This window comes from Neglectibacter sp. X4 (genome assembly GCF_009917365.1).
Taxonomy (GTDB): Bacteria; Bacillota; Clostridia; order Oscillospirales; family Acutalibacteraceae; genus Acutalibacter.
On record NZ_QWLE01000009.1, the window covers coordinates 15,281 to 36,510 of the forward strand.

The 21,230-nt window shown below is 57.9% G+C and carries 22 protein-coding genes; 11 read left to right on the forward strand and 11 right to left on the reverse strand.

The genetic code is table 11. From position 1 onward, the window contains the following. Positions 1-3: 3 nt before the first annotated feature. The 3 genes from rimP to D1841_RS05845 all read right to left on the reverse strand — a co-directional run bounded on the left by rimP (position 4) and on the right by D1841_RS05845 (position 1,634). Positions 4-492, reverse strand: coding sequence for a ribosome maturation factor RimP (rimP, locus tag D1841_RS05835; RefSeq protein ID WP_237076201.1), 489 nt, complete (start codon positions 490-492; stop codon positions 4-6). Positions 493-682: 190 nt separating this feature from the next. Further along, positions 683-1,222 (reverse strand): stage V sporulation T C-terminal domain-containing protein, encoded by a 540-nt coding sequence (locus tag D1841_RS05840; RefSeq protein WP_160642249.1) that lies wholly within the window; start codon positions 1,220-1,222, stop codon positions 683-685. 28 nt (positions 1,223-1,250) lie between these two features. After that, complete coding sequence (locus tag D1841_RS05845) at positions 1,251-1,634, reverse strand: hypothetical protein (RefSeq protein ID WP_161879918.1); 384 nt, start codon at positions 1,632-1,634, stop codon at positions 1,251-1,253. Between the two features lie 48 nt (positions 1,635-1,682). Between D1841_RS05845 and D1841_RS05850 the strand changes: the two genes are divergently transcribed. The 11 genes from D1841_RS05850 to D1841_RS05900 all read left to right on the forward strand — a co-directional run bounded on the left by D1841_RS05850 (position 1,683) and on the right by D1841_RS05900 (position 13,606). Then, entirely contained in the window at positions 1,683-2,117 is a 435-nt protein-coding gene (locus D1841_RS05850) for a MarR family winged helix-turn-helix transcriptional regulator (RefSeq protein ID WP_160642252.1), read from the forward strand. A gap of 8 nt (positions 2,118-2,125) precedes the next feature. Continuing rightward, on the forward strand, positions 2,126-3,454 hold the full coding sequence (locus D1841_RS05855) for an MATE family efflux transporter (RefSeq protein WP_160642253.1): 1,329 nt from the start codon (positions 2,126-2,128) through the stop codon (positions 3,452-3,454). A 375-nt stretch (positions 3,455-3,829) separates the two neighbouring features. Further along, positions 3,830-5,665 (forward strand): translational GTPase TypA, encoded by a 1,836-nt coding sequence (typA, locus tag D1841_RS05860; protein ID WP_201751227.1) that lies wholly within the window; start codon positions 3,830-3,832, stop codon positions 5,663-5,665. A gap of 41 nt (positions 5,666-5,706) precedes the next feature. Further along, positions 5,707-7,392 carry a peptidoglycan editing factor PgeF gene (gene pgeF, locus D1841_RS05865; protein WP_160642254.1) on the forward strand — a complete coding sequence of 562 codons (1,686 nt, stop codon included), beginning with the start codon at positions 5,707-5,709 and terminating at the stop codon, positions 7,390-7,392. A 147-nt stretch (positions 7,393-7,539) separates the two neighbouring features. Beyond that, on the forward strand, positions 7,540-8,433 hold the full coding sequence (locus tag D1841_RS05870; RefSeq protein ID WP_160642255.1) for a radical SAM protein: 894 nt from the start codon (positions 7,540-7,542) through the stop codon (positions 8,431-8,433). A gap of 27 nt (positions 8,434-8,460) precedes the next feature. After that, the gene (locus D1841_RS19755; protein WP_160642256.1) at positions 8,461-10,107 is read left to right on the forward strand and encodes a DUF4091 domain-containing protein; all 1,647 of its coding nucleotides are present in this window, start codon (positions 8,461-8,463) and stop codon (positions 10,105-10,107) included. After that, the gene (folB, locus tag D1841_RS05880; protein WP_160642257.1) at positions 10,100-10,471 is read left to right on the forward strand and encodes a dihydroneopterin aldolase; all 372 of its coding nucleotides are present in this window, start codon (positions 10,100-10,102) and stop codon (positions 10,469-10,471) included. Before D1841_RS19755 ends, folB begins: the two co-directional genes overlap by 8 nt. Continuing rightward, positions 10,468-10,950, forward strand: a complete 483-nt coding sequence (folK, locus tag D1841_RS05885) for a 2-amino-4-hydroxy-6-hydroxymethyldihydropteridine diphosphokinase (RefSeq protein WP_160642258.1) — start codon at positions 10,468-10,470, stop codon at positions 10,948-10,950. Before folB ends, folK begins: the two co-directional genes overlap by 4 nt. Before the next feature lie 265 nt (positions 10,951-11,215). Continuing rightward, positions 11,216-11,896 (forward strand): response regulator transcription factor, encoded by a 681-nt coding sequence (locus D1841_RS05890; RefSeq protein ID WP_160642259.1) that lies wholly within the window; start codon positions 11,216-11,218, stop codon positions 11,894-11,896. After that, a complete protein-coding gene (locus D1841_RS05895) occupies positions 11,893-13,320 on the forward strand; it encodes a HAMP domain-containing sensor histidine kinase (RefSeq protein ID WP_160642260.1) in 1,428 nt (475 codons plus the stop codon). The genes D1841_RS05890 and D1841_RS05895 overlap by 4 nt, the downstream gene beginning before the upstream one ends. Positions 13,321-13,339: 19 nt before the next feature. Continuing rightward, a complete protein-coding gene (locus D1841_RS05900) occupies positions 13,340-13,606 on the forward strand; it encodes a hypothetical protein (protein ID WP_160642261.1) in 267 nt (88 codons plus the stop codon). Positions 13,607-13,652: 46 nt separating this feature from the next. Here D1841_RS05900 and D1841_RS05905 read toward each other — a convergent pair whose 3' ends face one another. From D1841_RS05905 to fabZ, 8 genes are all read right to left on the reverse strand, one after another. Next, the gene (locus tag D1841_RS05905) at positions 13,653-14,321 is read right to left on the reverse strand and encodes a YitT family protein (RefSeq protein WP_160642262.1); all 669 of its coding nucleotides are present in this window, start codon (positions 14,319-14,321) and stop codon (positions 13,653-13,655) included. Between the two features lie 148 nt (positions 14,322-14,469). Beyond that, positions 14,470-15,333, reverse strand: coding sequence for a peptide chain release factor N(5)-glutamine methyltransferase (gene prmC, locus D1841_RS05910; RefSeq protein WP_160642263.1), 864 nt, complete (start codon positions 15,331-15,333; stop codon positions 14,470-14,472). Next, positions 15,330-16,274, reverse strand: a complete 945-nt coding sequence (locus D1841_RS05915) for a DUF1385 domain-containing protein (RefSeq protein ID WP_160642264.1) — start codon at positions 16,272-16,274, stop codon at positions 15,330-15,332. The genes prmC and D1841_RS05915 overlap by 4 nt, the downstream gene beginning before the upstream one ends. Next, on the reverse strand, positions 16,275-17,747 hold the full coding sequence (locus tag D1841_RS05920; RefSeq protein ID WP_347563947.1) for a HAMP domain-containing sensor histidine kinase: 1,473 nt from the start codon (positions 17,745-17,747) through the stop codon (positions 16,275-16,277). It abuts the gene before it with no gap. A gap of 124 nt (positions 17,748-17,871) precedes the next feature. Next, positions 17,872-18,834 carry a bifunctional oligoribonuclease/PAP phosphatase NrnA gene (locus D1841_RS05925; protein ID WP_160642265.1) on the reverse strand — a complete coding sequence of 321 codons (963 nt, stop codon included), beginning with the start codon at positions 18,832-18,834 and terminating at the stop codon, positions 17,872-17,874. Beyond that, a complete protein-coding gene (rbfA, locus tag D1841_RS05930; protein ID WP_160642266.1) occupies positions 18,834-19,214 on the reverse strand; it encodes a 30S ribosome-binding factor RbfA in 381 nt (126 codons plus the stop codon). The genes D1841_RS05925 and rbfA overlap by 1 nt, the downstream gene beginning before the upstream one ends. A 153-nt stretch (positions 19,215-19,367) precedes the next feature. Then, positions 19,368-20,681 (reverse strand): acetyl/propionyl/methylcrotonyl-CoA carboxylase subunit alpha, encoded by a 1,314-nt coding sequence (locus D1841_RS05935; protein ID WP_160642267.1) that lies wholly within the window; start codon positions 20,679-20,681, stop codon positions 19,368-19,370. A 40-nt stretch (positions 20,682-20,721) separates the two neighbouring features. Beyond that, entirely contained in the window at positions 20,722-21,141 is a 420-nt protein-coding gene (fabZ, locus tag D1841_RS05940) for a 3-hydroxyacyl-ACP dehydratase FabZ (RefSeq protein WP_160642268.1), read from the reverse strand. Positions 21,142-21,230: the final 89 nt, after the last annotated feature.

Here is a 21,230-nt window from a genome sequence, read left to right on the forward strand (position 1 = left end):
CTCCTAAAAATCGTCGTCCATTACCGTAACAGAAACGCACTCCTTCTTTTCAAAGCTTGCGGAGGTTTCCTCGTCCAGCCGGACTTCAAAGGAACCGGGAGGCGTGAAATCCACCAGCTCCCCGGAAAGCTCCCGCCTGCCGTCCTCCAGGGGCCGGATCAGCTTCACCTTCACCGGCGCGCCCAGATACGCTTCAAAATGCTCGGGCCGTGTCAGCTTCCGGTTCAGCCCCGGCGAGGACACCTCCAGCATATATTCCTGGGGGATGGGATCCTCCTTGTCCAGCTCCGGGCTGAGGGCGTGGGTCATGTCCACGCAGTCGTCTATGCCCACGCCGTCTTCCTTGTCGATGAAAATGCGCAGATACCACTGGGCGCCTTCCTTTACAAACTGTACGTCCCACAGCATCAGGTGAAGCCCAGCGGCTAACGGCTCTGCCATCTGCCGCACCCGTTCCGCCACGCTGCCTTTCTTTTTTGTCCCTGCTTCCAAGCGCCTCCCCTTCCTTTCCTGCCAAAGCAAACGAAAGAGCGGGTCGCCCCACTCTTTCATCATCCTTCCTATTACCATATCTAGTATACCACCCGGTTCCCCAAAAATCAAGGGCAAACCTACAGTTTTTCCAAGGTTTACAGGCCTTTTTGCCGGCAAAGAGGCCTGCGGGCCTCTCTCCCGGCTGCTGTCAGGCCTCTAACTGCCGGGAGAGGAACATGGCTGCGGCCTTGGCGCTTTCGGCGGCCTCCGCGCTGACCCGGGCGGGAGACTTCTCGCTTTTCAGAAGCATCACAGCCCCCATCACGTCTCCCACAGACACCACCGGGAACACAGCCAGCGCTGTGGCCGGCTGGCCCTGGGCCACCAGCACGGTGTTTTCCGCGTTGGAAATGAAATTCCGCTTCCCCTGCACCAGCTCCTCCAGCTGGGGGGAAAGGGGCTTGTGGAGCAGATCCTTTTTGGCAGAGCCGGCTACGGCGATAATCTGCTCGGTATCGCACACCACAGCCCCGTGCCCGGTCAGGTGTACCAGGGTTTCCGCATAGGCGGAAGCCAGTTGGGACATCTCCCCTACAGGGGAATACTTTTTCAGGATTACCCCGCCGGATACGTCTGTGAAAATTTCCATGGGCATCCCCTCCCGGATCCGCAGGGTCCGCCGGATTTCCTTGGGGATAACTACCCGCCCCAGGTCGTCTATCCTTCTAACAATGCCAGTCGCTTTCATATCAATAGCTCCCTTTCGCGCAAATTTATCAGGCCTGGCAGGGCGGCGCTTCCCATTCCAAAATGCCCGCCGCCCTGCCGGCTTTTTCCGTCTTAGTATTTGCCGGATTTTGCGCGTTATCCTTTTTTCTGGATGGGAAGATTAGGGCTTTCCCATTCCTAAAAGCCGCAGAAACAGATGCGGTTTTTAGGGCGTGTTCACATAAGATGAGCATGTGGATTTTTGAGCAGGTTTTTGGCAGAATCAAGTCAAAAATTCGCAGATGTACTTTGCGTACCTCAAGAATTTTTGGCAAAGAAGATGGCAAAAAACCGCCAAAAAGACGCTTGCAAGCGCTTGTGTGAACAGGCCCTAGGAAAAAGCCCTTGACTTTAGTATGAAATCGTACTATACTGGCATAGTACGATTTCATACTCAGAGAATCCAGGACGCCGGATTTTGCAAAGGAGGCCAGGAATCTATGGACGGGATGCGGGAGCAGGTAAGGCGCTTTAACCTGCTGGCTACAGAAATCGACGCGGCCTACCACGAGGCCACTTTAAAGCTGGGCCTTTCCGACAGCGCCATGATTATTTTATACACCATCTGCCTTTTTGCGGGGGCCTGCCCCTTAGGGGACATTGTGGCGCTGTCCGGCCTGCCCAAGCAGACAGTAAACTCCGCTCTGCGCAAGCTGGAGGGGGAGGATGTGGTATACCTGGAGGCAGAAGGCCGGAAAAAGCGGGTGTGCCTGACAGAGAAGGGCAGGGGGCTGGCAGAAAAAACAGCCCTGCGGATTATGGAAATAGAGAACGAGATATTCGCCTCCTGGACGCCGGAGGAGCGGGAAACCTATCTCCGGCTGACCCGGCGGTATCTTGCCATGCTGCGGGAAGAGATACAGGCTCTAAAATAGGAGGAAATATGCAAATTCAGCTTTCAGACCATTTCGACTTTAAAAAATTATTCCGGTTTACCCTGCCCTCTGTGGTGATGATGGTGTTCACCTCTATATACGGGGTGGTAGACGGGTTTTTCGTGTCCAACTTTGTAGGGAAAACACCCTTTGCGGCAGTGAACTTCATCATGCCCTTCCTGATGATCCTGGGGGCTGTGGGCTTTATGTTCGGCACAGGAGGCAGCGCCCTCATCGCCAAAACCATGGGGGAAGGGGACGGAAAAAAGGCGCAGCGGATGTTTTCCCTTTTTGTGTATGCCACTGCGGCGGCAGGCGCGGTTATCGGGGCGCTGGGGTTTGTGCTTGTCCGGCCTGTGGCGGCCTGGCTGGGCGCGGAAGGATCCATGCTGGAGGACTGCGTGCTGTATGGCAGGATTACCCTGCTGGCCCTGCCTGCCCTGATGCTGCAATATGAGTTTCAAAGCTTCTTTATCACAGCCGCAAAGCCCGGCCTGGGACTGGCTGTCACGGTGGCGGCAGGCTGCACCAACATGGTGCTGGACGCGCTTTTTACCGCCATATTCCCCTGGGGGCTGGCAGGCGCGGCAGCGGCCACGGCGGTAAGCCAGTTGGTGGGCGGCATTGTGCCTTCGTTCTACTTTGGGCGGAAAAACAAAAGCCTCCTGCGGCTGTGCGGGACAGGGTTTGACGGCAAGGCCCTTTTAAAGGCCTGCGCCAACGGATCTTCCGAGCTGATGAGCAATATTTCCATGTCCATTGTCAGTATGCTCTACAATGCCCAGCTTATCCGCTATGCCGGGGAAGACGGCATAGCGGCCTACGGCGTGCTGATGTATGTGAGCTTCGTGTTTTCAGCTATATTTATAGGCTATTCTACAGGCGTGGCCCCTGTGGTGGGATTCCACTATGGGGCAGGCAGCCATACAGAGCTGCGCAGCCTGTACCGCAAGAGCCTGGCAATCACCCTCACGGCTTCCGCTGTCATGCTGGCCCTGGCGGAAGCCCTGGCCCAGCCTTTTTCCGCTGTTTTCGTCAGCTATGATCCCGGCCTTTTCCAAATGACTGTACATGCCTTTGCCATCTATTCCTTCTCCTTCCTTTTTTCCGGGCTGGCCATTTTCGGCTCCGCTTTTTTCACCGCCCTCAACGACGGCCTGACCTCCGCCCTCATCTCCTTCCTGCGCACATTGGTGTTCCAGGTGGGCGCTGTGCTGGCGCTCCCCCTGATTTGGGGTATAGACGGCGTCTGGCTGTCCATTGTGGCGGCGGAGGTTATGGCAGCCCTCACCACAGGGGCGTTCCTTCTGGGGAAGCGGAAAAAGTTCCATTACTAGGGCTTGTTTGAAAAATTGCAAACACCGTCTTTTTGCCCCAAACGGGCGGCTTCTGCGTCAAAAACCCTCGTCAACCGGCAGGTTGGCCTGCGGTTTTTCCTGGAATCTGTCCACTTCTGACCCCAAATTCGTCATTTCCTCTATTTTCCAACAAGCCCTAAAAATTGCACGAAAACTTATCCCTGGTTCTGCCGGGGATTTTGCTTTGTGCATAGGCAGACAGGGCCTCACAAAAAGAGCCTTTCCGGTTCTCTATATCTATTTGACGGCAGGACGCAAATTTGCTATAATAGTTGCCGGGTTTTAAGGCCGATACCAGCGCAAGCTGTACACATAATAATTGAGAGACAAGGAAAGGAATGTGAAGGAATTAAAATGGGAAGCATCAGCGAGAGAGAAAATCTGCGGAACGTGGCGATTATCGCCCACGTAGACCATGGCAAAACCACTTTGGTGGATCAGCTTCTGCGGCAAAGCGGCATTTTCCGGCAAAATGAAGCGGTGGCAGAGCGGGTGATGGACTCCGGCGACCTGGAGCGGGAGCGGGGCATCACCATTCTCAGCAAAAACACGGCGGTGCTGTATAACGATGTTAAAATCAATATTGTAGACACCCCCGGCCACGCGGACTTCGGCGGGGAGGTGGAGCGGGTGCTGCTGATGGTGGACGGCGTGCTGCTTTTGGTAGACGCCTTTGAGGGCTGTATGCCCCAAACCCGCTTTGTGCTGAAAAAGGCGCTGGCTTTGGGGAAAAAGCCTGTGGTGGTTCTGAACAAGGTAGACCGCCCTGGCGCCCGGCCCGCCCAGGTAGTGGACGAGGTGCTGGATCTGTTCATCGAACTGGGGGCCAATGACGACCAGCTTGATTTCCCCGTAGTATACGCCTCTGCTCGGGACGGCTATGCCAGCCTGGATCCTTCGGCGCCCGGCACAGACATGACCCCCCTGTTCGAGATGATTATCAATGAAGTGCCCGCGCCCAGGGGAGATTTGGAAGGCCCCACCCAGGTGCTGTTTTCCAACATCGACTATGATGACTACGTAGGCCGCATTGGCATAGGCCGGGTGGAACGAGGCTCCCTGCGGGTGGGCCAGACTGTCACCATCTGCGGCGGCGGGGAAGAAACCCGGAAAAATGCCCGGGTGACAAAGCTCTACCAGTTCGAGGGCTTAAAGCGGGTGGAGGCGGAATCGGCAGGGTTGGGGGACATTATCGCTGTGTCCGGCATTGCGGATCTGAACATCGGCCAGACCGCCTGCGATACCGAGCATGTGGAGCCTCTGCCCTTTGTGAAAATCGACGAGCCTACTGTGTCCATGATGTTCATGGCCAACAATTCCCCCTTTGCCGGGCGGGAAGGCAAATATGTCACCTCCCGGAACCTGCGGGACAGGCTTTTTAAAGAAGTGGAGACAAATGTGGCCATGAAGGTGGAGGAGACAGATTCCACAGACACCTTCAAGGTGTCCGGGCGGGGGGAGCTGCACCTGTCCATCCTTATCGAACAGATGCGCCGCCAGGGGTACGAGTTCCAGGTATCGCCCCCCAGCGTAATATATAAGGAAAAGGACGGCAAGCGCCTGGAGCCAATGGAGCTTTTGATGATCGAGGTGCCGGACAACTATGTGGGGGCGGTGATGGAGAAAATCGGCGCCCGCAAGGCAGAGCTGCTCAACATGGGTTCCCGGGAAACCGGCTCCACCCACATGGAGTTTAAAATCCCTGCCCGGGGCCTTATGGGCTACCGCTCGGAATTTTTAACCGACACCAATGGCAATGGCATTATGAACCATGTTTTTGACGGCTATGAGCCTTATAAAGGGGACATCCAGCAGCGACAGCAGGGATCCATCATTGCCCATGAGACAGGGGCTTCCACAGCCTACGGCCTGTTCTATGCCCAGGACAGGGGCAGGCTCTTTATCGGCCCGGGGGTAGAGGTATACGAGGGCATGGTAGTGGGGGCAAACCCCAAAAACGAGGACATTGTGGTAAACGTGTGCAAGAAAAAGCACGCCACCAACACCCGTTCCTCTGGGGCAGACGAGGCCCTGAAGCTGACGCCCCATTCGGTTTTAAGCCTGGAGCAGTGCCTGGAGTTTATTGCCCCTGACGAGCTGGTGGAAGTGACCCCCCAGAGCATCCGGATGCGCAAAACCATCCTGTCAAAAGAACTGCGGATGAAGAAGGCCAGCAAGAGCAAGGGGTGAGATCCGGCCGGCAGGTTTTGCGGGAAAGGAGGTGGCAGCCAATGGATATAGTTATATTAGATTTAGAGTGGAACGCGGCCTACAGCCGCAGGCTCCGGGGGTATATCAACGAAATTATTGAGTTTGGCGCTGTGAAATGCGGGCCGGATCTAAAGGCCCGGTCTGTGTTTTCCTGCTTTGTGAAGCCCCAGGTGGGCAAACACATCAGCAGCACCATTTCCAGCCTCACCAGCATCACAGACGAAAACCTGGAGGAGGGCCTTTCCTTCATGCAGGCAGCGGCCCGCTTTAAGCGCTGGGCTGGAGACTGCGTGCTGATGACCTGGGGTACCTCGGACATCCTCACCCTCATTGAAAACTGCCGCTATTTCAGCGGCAGGGAGGAAGTGCCCTTTTTGTCCCACTATGTGGATCTGCAGCGGTATGCGCAGGTGCAAATGGGCTGGGGCACCAGCACCCAGGTGGGGCTTTCCAGGGCGGCAGAGCTTTTAGAGCTGGATGTAAGCGGCATGGAGCACCACAGGGCAAAGGACGACAGCCTGATGACCCTGGAAATTTTAAAGCAGGTGTATGACGAAAAAGCCATAGCGCCTTTTGTGGACATATGCGACCGGGAGTTTTACCGGCGCATGACCTTTAAAACCAGCTATGTCTGCGACCTGGGCAGCCCGCTGATTGAGGCCGGGCACCTGCGCTTTTCCTGCCCCAAATGCGGCGGGGAGGCAAAGCGGGTTACCCGCTGGAACCTGAAAAACAAAAGCTTCCGGGCGGAGTTTGCCTGCAAAAGCTGCGGGCATCCCTTTGGGGGCAGGCTGATTATCAAACAGAAATATGAGGGTTTATCTGTGAATAAGAAAACATTTCCCCTGCCAGAGATACAGGAGCCTAGAAAGGCTGTCCCCGGCCTTTTGGGCAATATGCGGCTGGAAATGCCGGAGGGCGTGGGCCTTCTGCGCTTCCCCGCCTTTGACAGCCTTCCCGTGGTAAACCACTGTTTTTCCACCCGGGTGGGCGGGGTGAGCAAGGGGGAGTTTGCCTCTATGAACCTGGGCACCAACCGGGGCGACCCGAATGAAAACGTAGCGGAAAACTTCCGGCTTTTCTGCCGCGCCGCCGGGTTTGAGGCCGAGTCCCTCGTTGCCGGGGCGCAGGATCACCATGTGAACATCCGGCAGGTAGGGCTTCCCGAGCGGGGCATCGGCATCTGGCGGGAAAAGGATATGGAAAGCATAGACGGCCTGTGTACAGACGTGCCTGGGGTTACCCTGGTGATTTACACAGCAGACTGCGTGCCCCTCTATTTTGTGGATCCGGAGCACCATGCCATCGGCCTGGCCCACGCCGGGTGGCGGGGTACGGCGGCAGGCATGGCAAAGGTAATGGCGGAGCGGATGCAGGCGGCCTTTGGCACGGATCCCCGGAAGCTGATAACCGCCATCGGCCCATCTATCTGCAAGGCCTGCTTTGAGGTGGACGAACCAGTGGCAGCGGAATTTCTCAAGCTGGAGAATGCGGAGAAGTTTGTCTCCCTGCCCACAGAGGCAGACGTAAAATACCATGTGGACTTGTGGGAATGCAACCGCCAGTTCCTGCTGCAGGCAGGGGTGCGGGAGGAAAACATCACCGTAGGCGGCGTCTGTACCATGTGCGAAAGCGACCTCATCTTCTCCCACCGCCGCACCCGGGGTCACAGGGGATCAAACTGCGCCATGCTGGCTCTGCAATAAGCTGGGAGCAAGGGGCAGGGCAGGCCCCGGCCCCGCCTCCCTTTGGGAGGCGGGCGCGGCCTGAAAGGCCGCGCAAAAGGGGAGCGCCGCTCCCCTTGGCCGGGGCGCCCTGCCGCTGGCATCCAGCGGAGAAAAGGGAGGAAACCTATGGAAACAGGCTGCACCCTGTGCCCCCGGGCCTGCGGGGTAGATCGCGGCAGGCAAACGGGCCGCTGCAAAAGCGGCAGCGCCATGCGCATTGCCCGGGCAGCCCTGCACCACTGGGAAGAGCCGCCTCTCAGCGGGGAAAGGGGTTCCGGCGCCATCTTCTTCACAGGATGCCCTTTGGGCTGCGTTTATTGCCAGAACGGGGAGATAAGCCGCCTGGAAAATCCCGGCAAGGAAATAAGCCCAAAGGCGCTTTGCGGCATCATGCAGGCCCTTGTGGAGCAGGGGGCGCACAACATAAACTTGGTAACCCCCACCCACTTTGTCCCGCAAATCCGGGAGGCCCTCATGCTGTACAAGCCCCCGGTGCCTGTGGTGTACAACTCCTCCGGTTATGAGCGGGTGGAAACCCTGCGCAGCCTTTCCGGCTTAGTGGATATCTACCTGCCAGATTTCAAATACGCGGAAAGCGCCCTTGCCAAAGGCCTTTCCCAGGCAGAGGATTATCCGCAGGCCGCCCTTGCCGCCATCAAAGAGATGGTGGAGCAGGCAGGCGCCCCTGTCTGCGACGAAAAAGGCATCATGCAGAAGGGCGTGCTCATCCGCCACCTGATTCTGCCGGGCCACACAAAAAATTCCCTGGAAGCATTAAAGCTTATCAAAGAAAACTTCCCCGGCATCCCTGTAAGCCTCATGGCCCAATACACCCCCCAGCGCCCCGTGCCCGGCTGCCCGGAGCTTTCCCGGCCCATCACCCGCCGGGAGCTGCAAAAGGTGCAGGACTGCCTGTTCAGCCTGGATCTTCCAGGCTTTGTGCAGTCCCGAAGCGCCAAGGGGGAAGCATACATCCCGGACTTCCACCAGTTTGAAACAGAAGGCCCAGCCCTTCTATAACGAAAATCCAAAAGGAGGCGTTTTGGCGTGATACACATCCACAGCAGATCGGCCTTGGAAAAAATCTTCCCGGACGCGGAGGATTTCCGCACGGAGTATGGCAGGGGAAGCAGCCTCAGAGGGGAAAGCTTTGCCTGGCAGGCTGCCATCAAATGGGACGGCTGGGGCACAAAACCCCTGCGCGTCCAGGTGGATTCCCCTTTAAAGGAGCATATCCGGCTCTACCGGGTGGGGAATGTCCCCTGCGAGCTGCCTGCCTATCCCGCCCGCCACGACAGCGACTACCTTTCCGTAAAGCCCGGCCTGTTCCCGGATCCCCTGTTCCCTCTTTCCGGGGCGCTGGAGGCAAACGGCTTCACCCAAACTGTGGTGTGGGTGGACGTCCTGGTGCCGGAGGACTGCTCCCCAGGGGAATACCCTGTCACCCTGCTGGCAGAAGGCGGGGAGGAAAGCGCCCAGTGTACCTTTACCCTGGAGGTTATAGGGGCTTCCCTGCCCAAGCAAAAGCTGATCTATACCCAATGGCTTCATGGGGACTGCCTGGCCCAGTGGTACGGGGTGCCTGTATATAGCGAGGAATACTGGTCTTTGCTTGGCCGCTATCTGCGGGCCGCGGCAGAGGAGGGCATGAACATGGTGCTCACCCCTGTGCTCACCCCTGCCCTGGACACAGAGGTAGGGGCCGAGCGGCCCCGCACCCAGCTTGCAAACATCCGGAAAACGAAAAATACCTATACCTTTGATTTTTCCAATCTGGGCCGTTTCATCCGTGTGGCCCAGGAGGCAGGCATGGAATACTTTGAGGTTTCCCACCTGTTCACCCAGTGGGGCGCGGGCTTTGCCCCCGCCATTTATGTGGTGGAAAACGGGTCCACCCTCCGGCTGTTCGGCTGGGATACCCCGGCTTCTTCCCCGGCCTACCGGGAATTCCTTGCCCAGTTCCTTCCTGCCCTCACAGGATATTTCCGCCGGACAGGCTTAGAGGGCAAGGTGGTTTTCCACATCTCCGACGAACCGGAGGAAAAAGACTTGGAGGCTTACAAAAAGGCCCGGGAATCGGTTCTGCCTTACTTAGACGGCTTCCCTCTGTATGACGCACTTTCCGACACAGCCTTCTTTGACAAAGGTTTGGTCAGCAACCCCATTGCCGCCACCAATCACATAGAGGGCTTCCTCCAGCGGGAGGCGCCGGGGCTGTGGGCCTACACCTGCTGTTCCCAGAACGTAGACGTGGCGAACCGCTTCCTGGCTATGCCCTCCTACCGGAACCGCATTTTAGGCTGGCAGCTTTATAAATTCAAAATCGCGGGATTCCTCCACTGGGGCTTGAACTTCTGGAACAGCCAGAACTCCCGCAGCCGGATAGACCCCTATACTGTAACAGACGCAGGCCGGGCCTTCCCCGGGGGCGACCCCTTCTCTGTGTATCCCGGCCCCGACGGCCCCATTAAATCCCTGCGCATGAAGGTGTTCCATCACGCCCTCCAGGATATGCGGGCCTTAGAGCTGCTGGAATCCCTCCGAGGCCCGGAGGCCGTGCAGGCCCTTCCCGGCTTTGGCGGCATGACCTTCTCCACCTATCCCCGATCCCCTGGAAGCCTTCTGGCCTGGCGGGAGACAGTGAACGGGGAAATTGCCAAGCACATGGCGGAAAAGGAGCAGGCAGATGGATAAGGTAATCCTTAGGGGCCTGGAGATTTTTGCCTATCATGGGGTGAACCCGGAGGAAAAGCGGGATGGGCAGCTTTTTGTGCTGGACATCACCCTGCTTGCCGACCTCTCCCAAGCCCGGAAAAGCGACAGCCTGGAAGATACGGTAAACTATGCCGCTGTGCGCAAAACCGTACAAGGGGCCTTTACCGAAACGAAATACAACCTGATAGAGCGGGCGGCCCAGGCTGTGTGCGACGCGGTGTTCGCAGGCTTCCCCCAGGTGGAGGAAATCACCCTCCGGCTTAAAAAGCCGGAGGCCCCCATGAACGCCGTGTTTGACTATGCGGCAGTGGAAATCACCCAAAAGAGGGAGGAAAATCCATGAAAACCGTACTGGGCCTGGGCGGCAACCTGGGGAACCGGGAAGAAAACCTGGCAATGGCTGTGGAAGAACTGGAAAAGCTGCCCCGCACGCGGCTTCTTGCCATGTCAAACCTTTATGAGACGGCTCCCTTTGACGTGGCGTCAGAGCAGCCGGACTATCTTAACTGCTGCGTGCTGGCGGAGACAAAGCTTTCCCCGGAAGAGCTTTTAGAGCAGTGCCTTGCCATTGAGGACAGGCTCGGCCGGGTGCACACAGAATACCATGGCGCCCGCACTGTGGACATTGATTTGCTGCTGTTTGAGGGCTGCCGGAAGGACACAGAGCGCCTCACCCTGCCCCACCCCCGGATGCTGGAGCGGGCCTTCGTGCTGGCGCCCCTGTCCGATTTGTTCCCCGGGCACATTGCCCCGCCTTTTCAATTCGATTTTTCCGAAGCATACCAAGCGGTGGACAAAACCGGGGTGCGGCTATATAAATAGGGGCCATATGGCCCTTATTTTTATACCGGGCCTTCATACAGCCTTCACATTGCCGGGGTATACTACAATCGGCACACTTGAAGAATTCCATTTTTCAAGTGTGGTGACTATAGAGTTTGCAGCGGGCCACGCGGCACCGGGCAGAAAAATGAAAAACAAAGGTTTTTGGAGATTCTTAAGAACCTTTTTCCTCAAAAAAGTTCTTAAGCCGCCGGAGGCAAAGCGCCGGAATCCCGGCGCGCTTTAGCAAAAAGGAGGGAGCGGGATGTACCGTTTGCTGGTTGTGGATGATGAAGAAAAAATCCGGAAGCTGATACGGAAATACGCAGAGTTTGAGGGGCACCAGGTGACGGAAGCGGAAAACGGCATGGAAGCGGTGGAACTGGTGCGCCGCAGCCCGGAGGGCTTTGACCTGGTGATTATGGACGTGATGATGCCAGAGCTGGACGGCTTCTCCGCGGCAGGGGAAATCCGGAAGGCTTCCCCCATGCCGGTGCTGATGCTTTCTGCCCGGGGGGAGGAATACGACCGCATCCATGGCTTTGAGCTGGGAGTGGACGACTATGTGGTAAAGCCCTTTTCCCCCAAGGAACTGATGCTGCGGGTAAACGCCATTATGAACCGGGCCAGGCCCCAGGAAGAAAACGCAAAGCGCAGGCAGGTGGCGCTGGAGGGCCTCTGCATTGACTTTGACGCCCGGGTGGTGACAGTGGACGGGCAGCGGGCAGAGCTTTCCCCCAAGGAGTACGAACTGCTCACCTACCTGGTGGAAAACAAGGGCCTGGCCCTCACCCGGGAGATGCTCATCACAAATGTGTGGGGCTATGACTTTTACGGGGACGACCGCACCCTGGATACCCACATCAAGCTTTTGCGCAAATCTTTAGGGCCTTACAGCCGCTTTATCGTAACCCTGCGGGGCGTGGGCTACCGCTTTGACGCATGAGAGGGCGGGAGAAAGGGGGCAAGGGCCTGCCCCCAAGGCCCCTGGGGCTGCGGGCGCAGATTACGGCGGGGTTCTGCCTCTTTGCCCTGCTCATCCTGCTGCTGCTGTGGGTGCTGCAAACCGTCCTGCTAAACCCCTTCTACCGGGCCATTAAAACCGGGGAGGCACGGCGCATTGCCGATTCTATTGCGAAAAACATCGACAGCCCGGAACTGGATTCCCTGGCCTATGATACCTGCCTGCACACAGGCGTGAATATTTTTATCACCGACCCTATCGGGCGCAGCCTGGTGGCTTACCGCCAGAGCTTTAAGGACAGCCTGGTGGCGGGCATGGGCCGCCTGGAGCGCATTGCGGCCTTTGACAAGGTAAACCTTCTAGGCGGCTCTTATATGGAAACCTTCACCTCCCGGAGCGGCGGCGCCCAGATCATGCTTTTAGGGGTGATGGCCCCCACTGCCTCGGAGGAATACTGGCTGGTGCTGGTGGAATCGGAAATCACCCCGGTAGACGCCACAGTGGACACGCTGCGGGTGCAGCTTTTCTGCGTCACCCTGGTGATGCTCCTGCTGGGGGCGGCTCTGGCAGCCTTCCTGTCCCGGCGGATTGCTGGGCCTCTCACCGCTATGAGCGAATCCGCCAAGCTTTTGGGGCAGGGGGATTATTCCATCCGCTTTCAGTCCCAAGGGGCCAGGGAGGTCAGCGAACTGGCCCAAACCCTCAACTATGCCGCCGGGGAGCTTTCCAAGGTGGACAAGCTCCGCCGGGAGCTTCTGGCAAATGTATCCCACGACCTGCGCACGCCCCTTACCATGATAAAGGGCTATGCCGAAGTCATGCGCGACCTGCCCGGGGAAAACACCCCGGAGAATGTCCAGGTGATTGTGGAGGAAACAGAGCGTCTGACAAACCTTGTCAACGACCTGCTGGATCTCTCTAAGCTGGAAGCCGGGGCTGTGGGGCTGGTGAAGTCCAGGTTCAACCTCACCGCCTGCATTAAGGGGATCCTCACCCGCTATGACAAGCTGGCAGATTACAGCTTCCCCTTTGCCTTTGAGGAGGAAATCTGGGTGGAGGCAGACGAGCTGAAAATCTCCCAGGTGGTGTATAACCTGGTGAATAACGCCATCCACTATGCCGGGGCGGATAAAACCGTCTCCCTTGCCCAGACAGTCCTGGAGGGCCGGGTGCGCATCAGCGTCTCCGACACAGGGGAAGGCATTCCGCCGGACAAGCTCAAGGACATCTGGGAGCGCTATTATAAAGTGGACAAAGAGCACCGCCGGGCACAGATAGGCACCGGGCTGGGGCTTGCCATTGTGAAAAACGTGCTGGAGCTTCACGGCGGAGCCTATGGGGTGGAAAGCACCCTGGGCCAGGGCAGCGTCTTCTGGTTCGAGCTGCCCGCCTGCGGGCCGGAGTGATATAGAAAAAGGGAGCCATTTGGAAATATATGTTTTGTTGAGCCATCAAGCAAAAGAAAAAAACAAACTCAGAACCTGTATTCATAATCGAAATTGCCAGTTGAGCGAGAATTTTGGAGCCAGTCAAGGCGGATTTTCGCGGGCATGCTGGCGCGTGGCAAAAAATTTAACACAGAATGGCTTCAAAAAAGGCCGCTCAGATGGTGGTTACAGGTTGTGGAATACAGGTTCTCAAATAAAAATACCTAAGAAAACTGTAAAAAGCTTTCTTAGGTATTTTGCCTAGCCCCCCAGGCTCCCTTGAGAGCCTGGGGGGCTTTTGGGTTCCCGCCTTATCCTTTGGGGATGTCCGCAATTTTTAAAGCCGGAGCGGCAATATATTTGTTGCAAAGGGGCAGCAGGGGGCCTGTGCCAAAGGCCATAATCAAGGTGCCCAATCCCACAGTGGCCCCGCAGAGGAAACCGATGGCCACACAGGTAAAGTCGCTGATAATGCGCCACCAGCGGAACGGGATTTTCGTCCTGTTGGGGACGATAAAGGACACGCAGTCATAAGGGGCCATGCCCAGGTTGGCGGTTACGTAAAAGGAACAGCCTAAAATCTGGCACACCACGCCCAGGAGGGTGAGGGCCACCCGCAGGGGTATGCCCAGTTCCTCTGTGGGCGGGGCTATGTCCGCCAGCAGGGAGTTGCAGATGTCTGCTGTGATGCCGATGAGGAACATGTTGCCCAGGGTGCCCAGCCCCAGCATGGAACGGTCAATAAAAAATATGGCTGCCAGCAGGATGCCGTTAAAGATAATCTGCCACGTGCCAAAGGTCAGCCCCAGCTTGGAGGAGACGCCCAGGTTCAGGGTGGAAAAGGGATCCGCGCCCATGCCCCCCAGTACATACAGGGATACCCCTATACCCATAATGATAACCGCTGCCAGCATGGCGGTGATGCGCCTGGGCAGCCGCTGCCCGGCATACCGGCCTGTGTATTTTATCCGCTTCCCCATCTCACTGCCTCCTTTTTTTGTCAGGTACAGTCTACACAAATATCAGGAAAAGCGCAATCCCCCTGCCGCTGGTTTTTCCCCCGCCAGAAGAATTTCCACGTTTTCACTGAAATCCATTTCCCAGCCCCGCTTTTTTTCTACAGAATCCTCACAGGGCCAAAGCGGTGACTGCCCGGGGAAGCCCGGCCCAGTCTTTGTGGAGGACAATCTGCGAAAGGCCGGAGGCCTGGAAAAGCCCCATAACAGCCTCTCCCTGCTCCTCCCCGATCTCCACCCCCAGCACGCCGCCCTGGTTCAGAAGGGGAACCCATTCCTTGGCAATGGCCCGGTAAAACAGCAGGCCGTCCGGGCCGCCGTCCAGGGCCATGGCAGGCTCCCTCTGCACCTCCGGCTGGAGGGAGGGGAGAATGTCTTTGGCAACATAGGGAGGGTTTGCGGCAATCACGTCCAGCCCCTGGAACCGGGCTGCGGTTTCCCCTGAAAGGATGTCCCCCTGAAAAGCCCTGACAGGGTATTGGGGATATGCTTGGAGGTTTTTTTCCAGATAGGAAAACGCCTGGGAGGAAAGCTCCAGGCAGTCCATTTGAAGCCCTGGGCACAGGGAGCAAAGCCCCAAGGCCACAGCCCCTGTGCCCGCGCAGAGATCCACCCCCGAAAGGCACTCCCTTCCCGCAAGCTGCCGGGCAAGGGCCTCCACCAGAACGGCTGTGTCCTCCCGGGGCACCAGCACCCCTTCCCCCACCTGCAGGGTAAGGCCCATAAAGTCCCAGCGCCCCAGGATATATTGTAAGGGCCTGCGGCCTGCCCGCTCCCGGACTGCCTGCAAAAAGGCCTGCCGGGCAGGTTCCGGGCAATGCTCTTCCCCATGAACCGCAAGGCCGGGGCGGTCTAAGGAGAAAAAGTGCCGGCACAGCAGTGCCGCGTCTGTGCCGGGATCTTCTATGCCAGCGGCCCGCAGCCGGGAAAGGCAGTGCAGGTATAGCTGCCGGTAGGTGTCCGCCTTTTCCGTCACGAGAGCAAATCCTCCCCGTTTTCCGGGATAACCGCCTCCATGGCGGCAATGGCGGCCTCTATCATTTTATCATCCGGCTCCTTCACCGTGATGCGCTGCATCCAAAGCCCCGGGGCGGTGACAATCCGGGAGAGAAGCCCTGTGTGTTTGGCGCAGGCCTTTTGCAGCTCAAAGCCGATGTTTACCATCAGAGGGATGCACAAAAGCTTTGTCACTGTGCGCAGGAAGGGGTTTTCAAAGGGAATGAAAAAGCCCACGATAATGCCGATAAGCAGCATGAGAATCAGGAAGCTGGTGCCGCACCGGGGATGGAACCGCTTCTGCTTTTTCACATTCTCCACAGTCAGGGGCAGATCGTTTTCATAGCAGAAGATGGTTTTATGTTCCGCCCCATGATACTGGAAGGTGCGGCGCATGTCTGGCAGCAGGGATACCAGCAGGATGTATCCCACAAAGATGGCAATGCGCAGGAAGCCCTCAAAAACAGAGCGCCAGGGGGCGATGTCAGCGGGAAAGGCTTTTTGCAGCAGGTTAAAGAGGACTGTGGGCAGGAAAAAGAACAGCAAAATGGCAAGGGCCACGCCCAGCACGCCGCCAATTGCCATCACCGCCCCGGTAAGCTTTTCCCCCAGGTGATCATACAGCCACTTGTCCAGGCCGGAAAGCTCCTCTTCCCCGTCCTCCTCCGTCAGCTTGTCCGCGGAGATGGACAAGGCCTTGTAGCCCAGGCGGAAGGTGTCCACCAGGGAGAAAATGCCCCGGATGAAGGGCTTGCCCAGAATGGGCCATTTATCCCGCAGCCGGGGGGCTGTAATGTCCTCTGTGGTGATGCGGCCCTTTTCGTCGCAGAAAGCGGCTGTGGTGCGCTTGGGGCCAACCATCATAATGCCTTCAATCAGGGCCTGCCCCCCGATGGTGGTAATTTTCTTTGTTTTTTCCATTTATTCCCGATTCCTTTCCAGCAGCTTTTGTATCTCCGGCGTCTCCACAAGCCCGGGCGACGCCTCCAGGGTGGCGCACAAGGGCAGGGAAATGGCAACGCAGGTACCCGCCCCTTCCTGGCTCTCCAAAGCGAGGGCGCCGCCATGCATGGCGGTGATTTCATCTGCCAGCGCCAAGCCAATGCCAGAACCTCTCACAAGCTGGTTTGCCTTGTAAAACTTCTTCTTCACATTAGGCAGGTGCTCTGCCGGAATGCCGCAGCCTGTGTCTGTCACCAGCACCTTCACATAGCCCGCTTCTACAGAGGCCGCCACGCTGACGGCTCCGCCTTCCCCTGTATATTTCAGGGCGTTGTCCAGGATGTTCACAAACACCTGCCGCAGCCTGTCCCTGTCCCCGTAAACCGGGGCCAACTGGTCTGTCTCCGCATAGCGCAGCTCCTTGCGCTCTGTCCTGGCCCGGTCGGTAAAGAGGTACACCGCTTCGTCCAGTTCCGCAATCAAATCCAGCCGCTCGGCAATCAGGCGCATGCGCCCGCTTTGCAGCCGGGAGAAATCCAGCAATTCTTCCACCAGGCCGGAAAGCCTCTCCGACTCCCGGATAATCACCCCGATGCCCTTTTCCTCTGTGCCGGGATCCGCCCCGCCCTGGAGGGTTTCGGCCCAGCCCTTAATGGCTGTAAGGGGGGTGCGCAGCTCGTGGGAGACAGAGGAGATAAAGTCGTTTTTCATCCGCTCCGCCGCCCCCAACTCTCCCGCCATGTCGTTGATAGCATCGCAAAGCTGGCCTATCTCGTCATCCTTGGACTTCTCAATGCGCACCTCAAAGTCCCCCTGGGCAATCTGCCGGGCGCTCTGGCTTACCTGCCGCACAGGCACCAGGATGGAGCGGATAAAGTAGGCGCCGCTTAAAGTGAGCAGCAGCATGATAAAGGCTCCGGCCAGCACCAGGGCGCTTATGACCAAAGCTGTCTGGCGGTCGGCCCGCTCCAGGGAAACCATATAGCGGATGGCCCCAATCAGGCTTCCGCTGCTGTCCCGCACAGCCCGGGTGACAGCCATCACCTTTTCCCCTGTGTCCAGCTCCCCCACCCATTTGCCGGCATTGTCCCCGCTTCTCAAGGCCATTTCATAGTCGGGCATGGCCTGCTGCTGGTCAGGCTCAAAGCCTGTGGAGGTGATGAACACCTTGCCGTCCTTGCTTAAAGCCATAATTTCCATCCGGTTTTTTTCCTGGAACACGTTTTCGATGTAGTCCCGGGTAATGGCGGTGAACTCGGAGGTTTCATATCCCCCAGAGCTTCCTGGAAGCCAGTTGAGCAGTTCCTCCAGCCGCCCGGTGAGGGCCAGCTCCATGCCGTTATAGGTGGAGCTTTGCACCATCATGGAAAGGGTGAGGATGGAAACCAGCAGAATTAGAAACACCACCCCGATGGTGTTGATAAACCACCGGCGGGAAATCCCTCTTGTCACGGCGCGCCTCCTTTCTCCGGGCGGGGAAGGCCGTGGGGCGCTGCCCCACACCCCGCAACCCCTTTTGAAAAAAGGGGTTGACCCTAAAACCGCGTTTTATTCTTTTTCTTTTTAGGGGCAGTCTCTACAGCAGCCCCAGCCCCAGAAGCTGTTCCCGGCAGGCCGCTTCCACCTTCTCCGCCGCCTGGGACAGGGTCATCCCGGGCAGGGTGAACCCGGCGGCTCCCGGGTGCCCGCCGCCGCCAAAGCTTTCCCCGATTTCCCGGGCGTTGGCAGGGGGGTTGCTGCGCACAGAGCCTTTCACCGTGCCGTCCTCCTTCTCCTTTAAGGTGACGCCTAAAAGCACGCCCTTTATCTGCCGTGGCAGGGATGCCACCCCTTCCAGTTCGCCGTCCCGCACGCCTGTGCGTTCATATATGGAAAGGGGCACCTGCATCATGGCGCACTTCCCGCCGCAGGAAAAGGCCATGCCCTCCATCAGCAGCCGTTCGGCCTCTACCTGGGCCCTGGACTTATTTTCAAACATCTTCCGGTTTATTCCGAACCCGTCAGCCCCCCGCTCCAGCAGGGACGCCGCGATACGGTGGGTGCGGGGGGTCACGCTGGCATAACGGAAGCACCCGGTGTCTGTGGTAATGCCGGTGTACAGGCAGTCCGCCATGGCCTTGTCAACGGAGACCCCCAGCTCCTCCAGCAGCAGGTAAATAAGCTCGCTGTTGGCGGCGGCATCCGGCTCCACCCAGCTTTCCCAAGCAAAGGGGACATGCCCGCTGTGGTGGTCAATGGCCAGATCTATCCGGCCCGCATATTCCTTTTCCAGCCCCCCCAGCAGGGAGGGCGTGGCCACGTCTACCGACACGATATGGGCAGGCTCCCGGTCAAGGGGCGCAAGCCCCTCAAAAAGATAGCTGTATTTTTCGTCAATTTTGTCCCCGCAGGCAAAAAAAGCCCGCTTTCCCAAGGCGCCAAGCCCCCGCACCAAGGCCCCGGCAGAACCCAGGGTATCCCCGTCCGGAGAAGCGTGGCACAGCACCAGGATGTCGTCCCAGCCCCGCAGCAGCGCGGCTGCCTTCATGCAGTCTGCCATCAGTCCTCTTCCTCCTCTTTTGGCTCTTCTTCCTCCGGAATGTCCAGATCCTGAAGCATCCGGGAAATGGACGCGCCATAAGCAATGGAATCTGTGGCCTTGAAAATCAGTTCCGGCACGTGCCGCAGCTTCAGCCTGCGGCCCAGCTCCCGCCGGATATATCCCCCGGCAGATTTCAGCCCCTGCACAGCAGTTTTTGTGCGCTCCATGCCCTCCATGGTGCTGGCGTATACGGTGCAGTAGGAGAGGTCGTTTGTCACCTCCACCCGCACGATGCTCAGCAGGCAGTCCTTCACCCGGGGATCCTTCACCTCCCGCAGGATTGCCGTCAGTTCCCGGTGTACGTCCTCCGTCACCCGGGCTATCTTGTTTCCTGCCATCTTTACGCTGCTCCTCTCTGCCAGAGGCAAAACGCTTCTGCCTCCGGCGGCATAAGAACTTTTTTCAGGAAAAAGGTTCTTATGCATCTCCAAAAACCTTGGAGAACGGTCATTTATTTCATTCCTGCATTTATTCTTTACAGCAGGGCGGGATTATCCCCCAAAGCGCTGCATAAAATCTGTATAATAGTCCCCGGCTTTGAAGCGGGCGTCCCGGACAATTTCAATCTGGCTCTCAATGTTATTGCGGGTGCCTCCCACCACCAGCTCGCACAAAGCGGACTGCATCTTGCGGATGGCTTCCCCCCGGGTGGAGGAATAGACAATCATCTTCCCAAGCATGGAGTCATAATAAGGCGGGATGTCATAGCCCTGGTAAAGGAAGGTGTCAAAGCGCACCCAAGGCCCGCCAGGCGTGTGGAAAAAGCCCACCTTGCCTGCGCCCAAGGCGTTGATGCGGCACTCAATGGCAGCCCCCCGCACCTGGATATCCTCCTGGGTGAAGTCAAGCGGCACTCCCGCCGCTATGCGGATCTGCCACTTCACAATGTCCACCCCGGTTACAAGCTCTGACACAGGGTGCTCCACCTGCAGGCGGGTGTTCATCTCCATGAAATAGAAATGGCCCGCCTTGTCCATGAGGAATTCCACTGTCCCCGCGTTTTCATAGCCCGCCGCTTTGGCGGCCCGGGCGGCTGTTTCCGTCAGCTTTTCCCGCAGCTCCGGGGTGACGGCGGGGGAGGGAGACTCCTCTATCAGCTTCTGGTTATTCTTCTGGATAGAGCATTCCCGCTCTCCCAGGCACACAGTGTTCCCCGCCTTGTCCGCCAATAGCTGTACCTCAATGTGCTTGACAGGGGCCAGATATTTTTCCAGATACATCCTGCCGTCACCGAAAGCCTTTTCCGCTTCCTGGCTGGCTGTGCCAAAGGCTTTTTCCATGTCCTCCGGCCTTTTCACCAGCCGGATGCCCTTGCCGCCGCCGCCGGCGCTGGCCTTAATCAGCACAGGATATCCGATGGCTTTTGCTGCCTCGCAGGCCTCCCCGGCGTCTTGCAGGATGTCTGTGCCGGGGGTGACAGGCACGCCGTTTGCCTGCATTAAACGGCGCGCGGCGTCCTTGTCCCCCATTTGGGAGATAACCTCTCCGGGAGGGCCGATAAACACCAGGCCATACTGCTTGCACATTCCGGCAAACCCGGCGTTTTCCGCCAAAAAGCCGTAGCCGGGATGGATAGCCTGGGCGCCTGTGGCGATGGCGGCGCTGACAATGCGCTTTGCGTCCAGATAGCTTTCCTCCGCCCGTGCGCCTCCAATGCACACAGCCTGATCCGCCAGGGCCACGTGAAGGGACTCCTTGTCCGCCTGGGAATACACCGCCACTGTGGAGATGCCCATCTCCTTGCAGGCCCGGATAATGCGGATGGCGATTTCCCCCCGGTTCGCAATTAAAATCTTCGTGAACAATTTGTTTTCATCCTTTCAAGAGGAGCCAAAAGCCCGCCCCTTATTCCGCCCCGTCTACCAGGGCAAAGGAAAATTCCGCGCTTACGCACACCTTGCCGTTTACGCGGCCCACGCCCTTGGCAAAGTAAAAGCTGCCCCGCTGCCGGGTAAGCTCGCATTCTGTTTCCAGGGTGTCCCCAGGCTTCACCTGCCCCCGGAACTTCACATTGTTCAGGCTTGTAAACAGGGGCGTTTTTCCCTGCGCGCTTCCAATAAGCAGCACGCAGGCCGACTGGGCCATCATCTCGCACTGGATAACCCCCGGCACCACCGGGTTCCCGGGAAAATGCCCCTGCAGAAAGTATTCGTCCCCTTTAATATGGCATTTGCCATGGGCCTTGCCGTCTATCAGCTCCACCTCGTCCACCAGCAGCATCGGCTCCCGGTGGGGCAGCAGCTTTTTGATTTCTTCCTTGTTCATACCAGTACCTCCTAAGACCTTGGGAACTGTCTCGTCTGCCGACTCGGTCGGCTCATGGTCCGCCCCCAATCCCCTGCAAGCCCTTTAAA

Excerpts from the sequence above, each read along its gene's own strand:
- D1841_RS05915 (WP_160642264.1), bottom strand. The coding sequence starts at position 16,274 with ATGGAAAAAACAAAGAAAATTACCACCATCGGGGGGCAGGCCCTGATT.
- D1841_RS05870 (WP_160642255.1), top strand. The coding sequence starts at position 7,540 with ATGGAAACAGGCTGCACCCTGTGCCCCCGGGCCTGCGGGGTAGATCGC.
- D1841_RS05905 (WP_160642262.1), bottom strand. The coding sequence starts at position 14,321 with ATGGGGAAGCGGATAAAATACACAGGCCGGTATGCCGGGCAGCGGCTG.
- D1841_RS05845 (WP_161879918.1), bottom strand. The coding sequence starts at position 1,634 with ATGAAATCGTACTATGCCAGTATAGTACGATTTCATACTAAAGTCAAG.
- folB (WP_160642257.1), top strand. The coding sequence starts at position 10,100 with ATGGATAAGGTAATCCTTAGGGGCCTGGAGATTTTTGCCTATCATGGG.
- D1841_RS05840 (WP_160642249.1), bottom strand. The coding sequence starts at position 1,222 with ATGAAAGCGACTGGCATTGTTAGAAGGATAGACGACCTGGGGCGGGTA.
- typA (WP_201751227.1), top strand. The coding sequence starts at position 3,830 with ATGGGAAGCATCAGCGAGAGAGAAAATCTGCGGAACGTGGCGATTATC.
- fabZ (WP_160642268.1), bottom strand. The coding sequence starts at position 21,141 with ATGAACAAGGAAGAAATCAAAAAGCTGCTGCCCCACCGGGAGCCGATG.
- pgeF (WP_160642254.1), top strand. The coding sequence starts at position 5,707 with ATGGATATAGTTATATTAGATTTAGAGTGGAACGCGGCCTACAGCCGC.
- folK (WP_160642258.1), top strand. The coding sequence starts at position 10,468 with ATGAAAACCGTACTGGGCCTGGGCGGCAACCTGGGGAACCGGGAAGAA.
- D1841_RS05925 (WP_160642265.1), bottom strand. The coding sequence starts at position 18,834 with ATGGCAGACTGCATGAAGGCAGCCGCGCTGCTGCGGGGCTGGGACGAC.
- D1841_RS05895 (WP_160642260.1), top strand. The coding sequence starts at position 11,893 with ATGAGAGGGCGGGAGAAAGGGGGCAAGGGCCTGCCCCCAAGGCCCCTG.
- rbfA (WP_160642266.1), bottom strand. The coding sequence starts at position 19,214 with ATGGCAGGAAACAAGATAGCCCGGGTGACGGAGGACGTACACCGGGAA.
- D1841_RS05890 (WP_160642259.1), top strand. The coding sequence starts at position 11,216 with ATGTACCGTTTGCTGGTTGTGGATGATGAAGAAAAAATCCGGAAGCTG.
- D1841_RS05850 (WP_160642252.1), top strand. The coding sequence starts at position 1,683 with ATGGACGGGATGCGGGAGCAGGTAAGGCGCTTTAACCTGCTGGCTACA.
- D1841_RS05855 (WP_160642253.1), top strand. The coding sequence starts at position 2,126 with ATGCAAATTCAGCTTTCAGACCATTTCGACTTTAAAAAATTATTCCGG.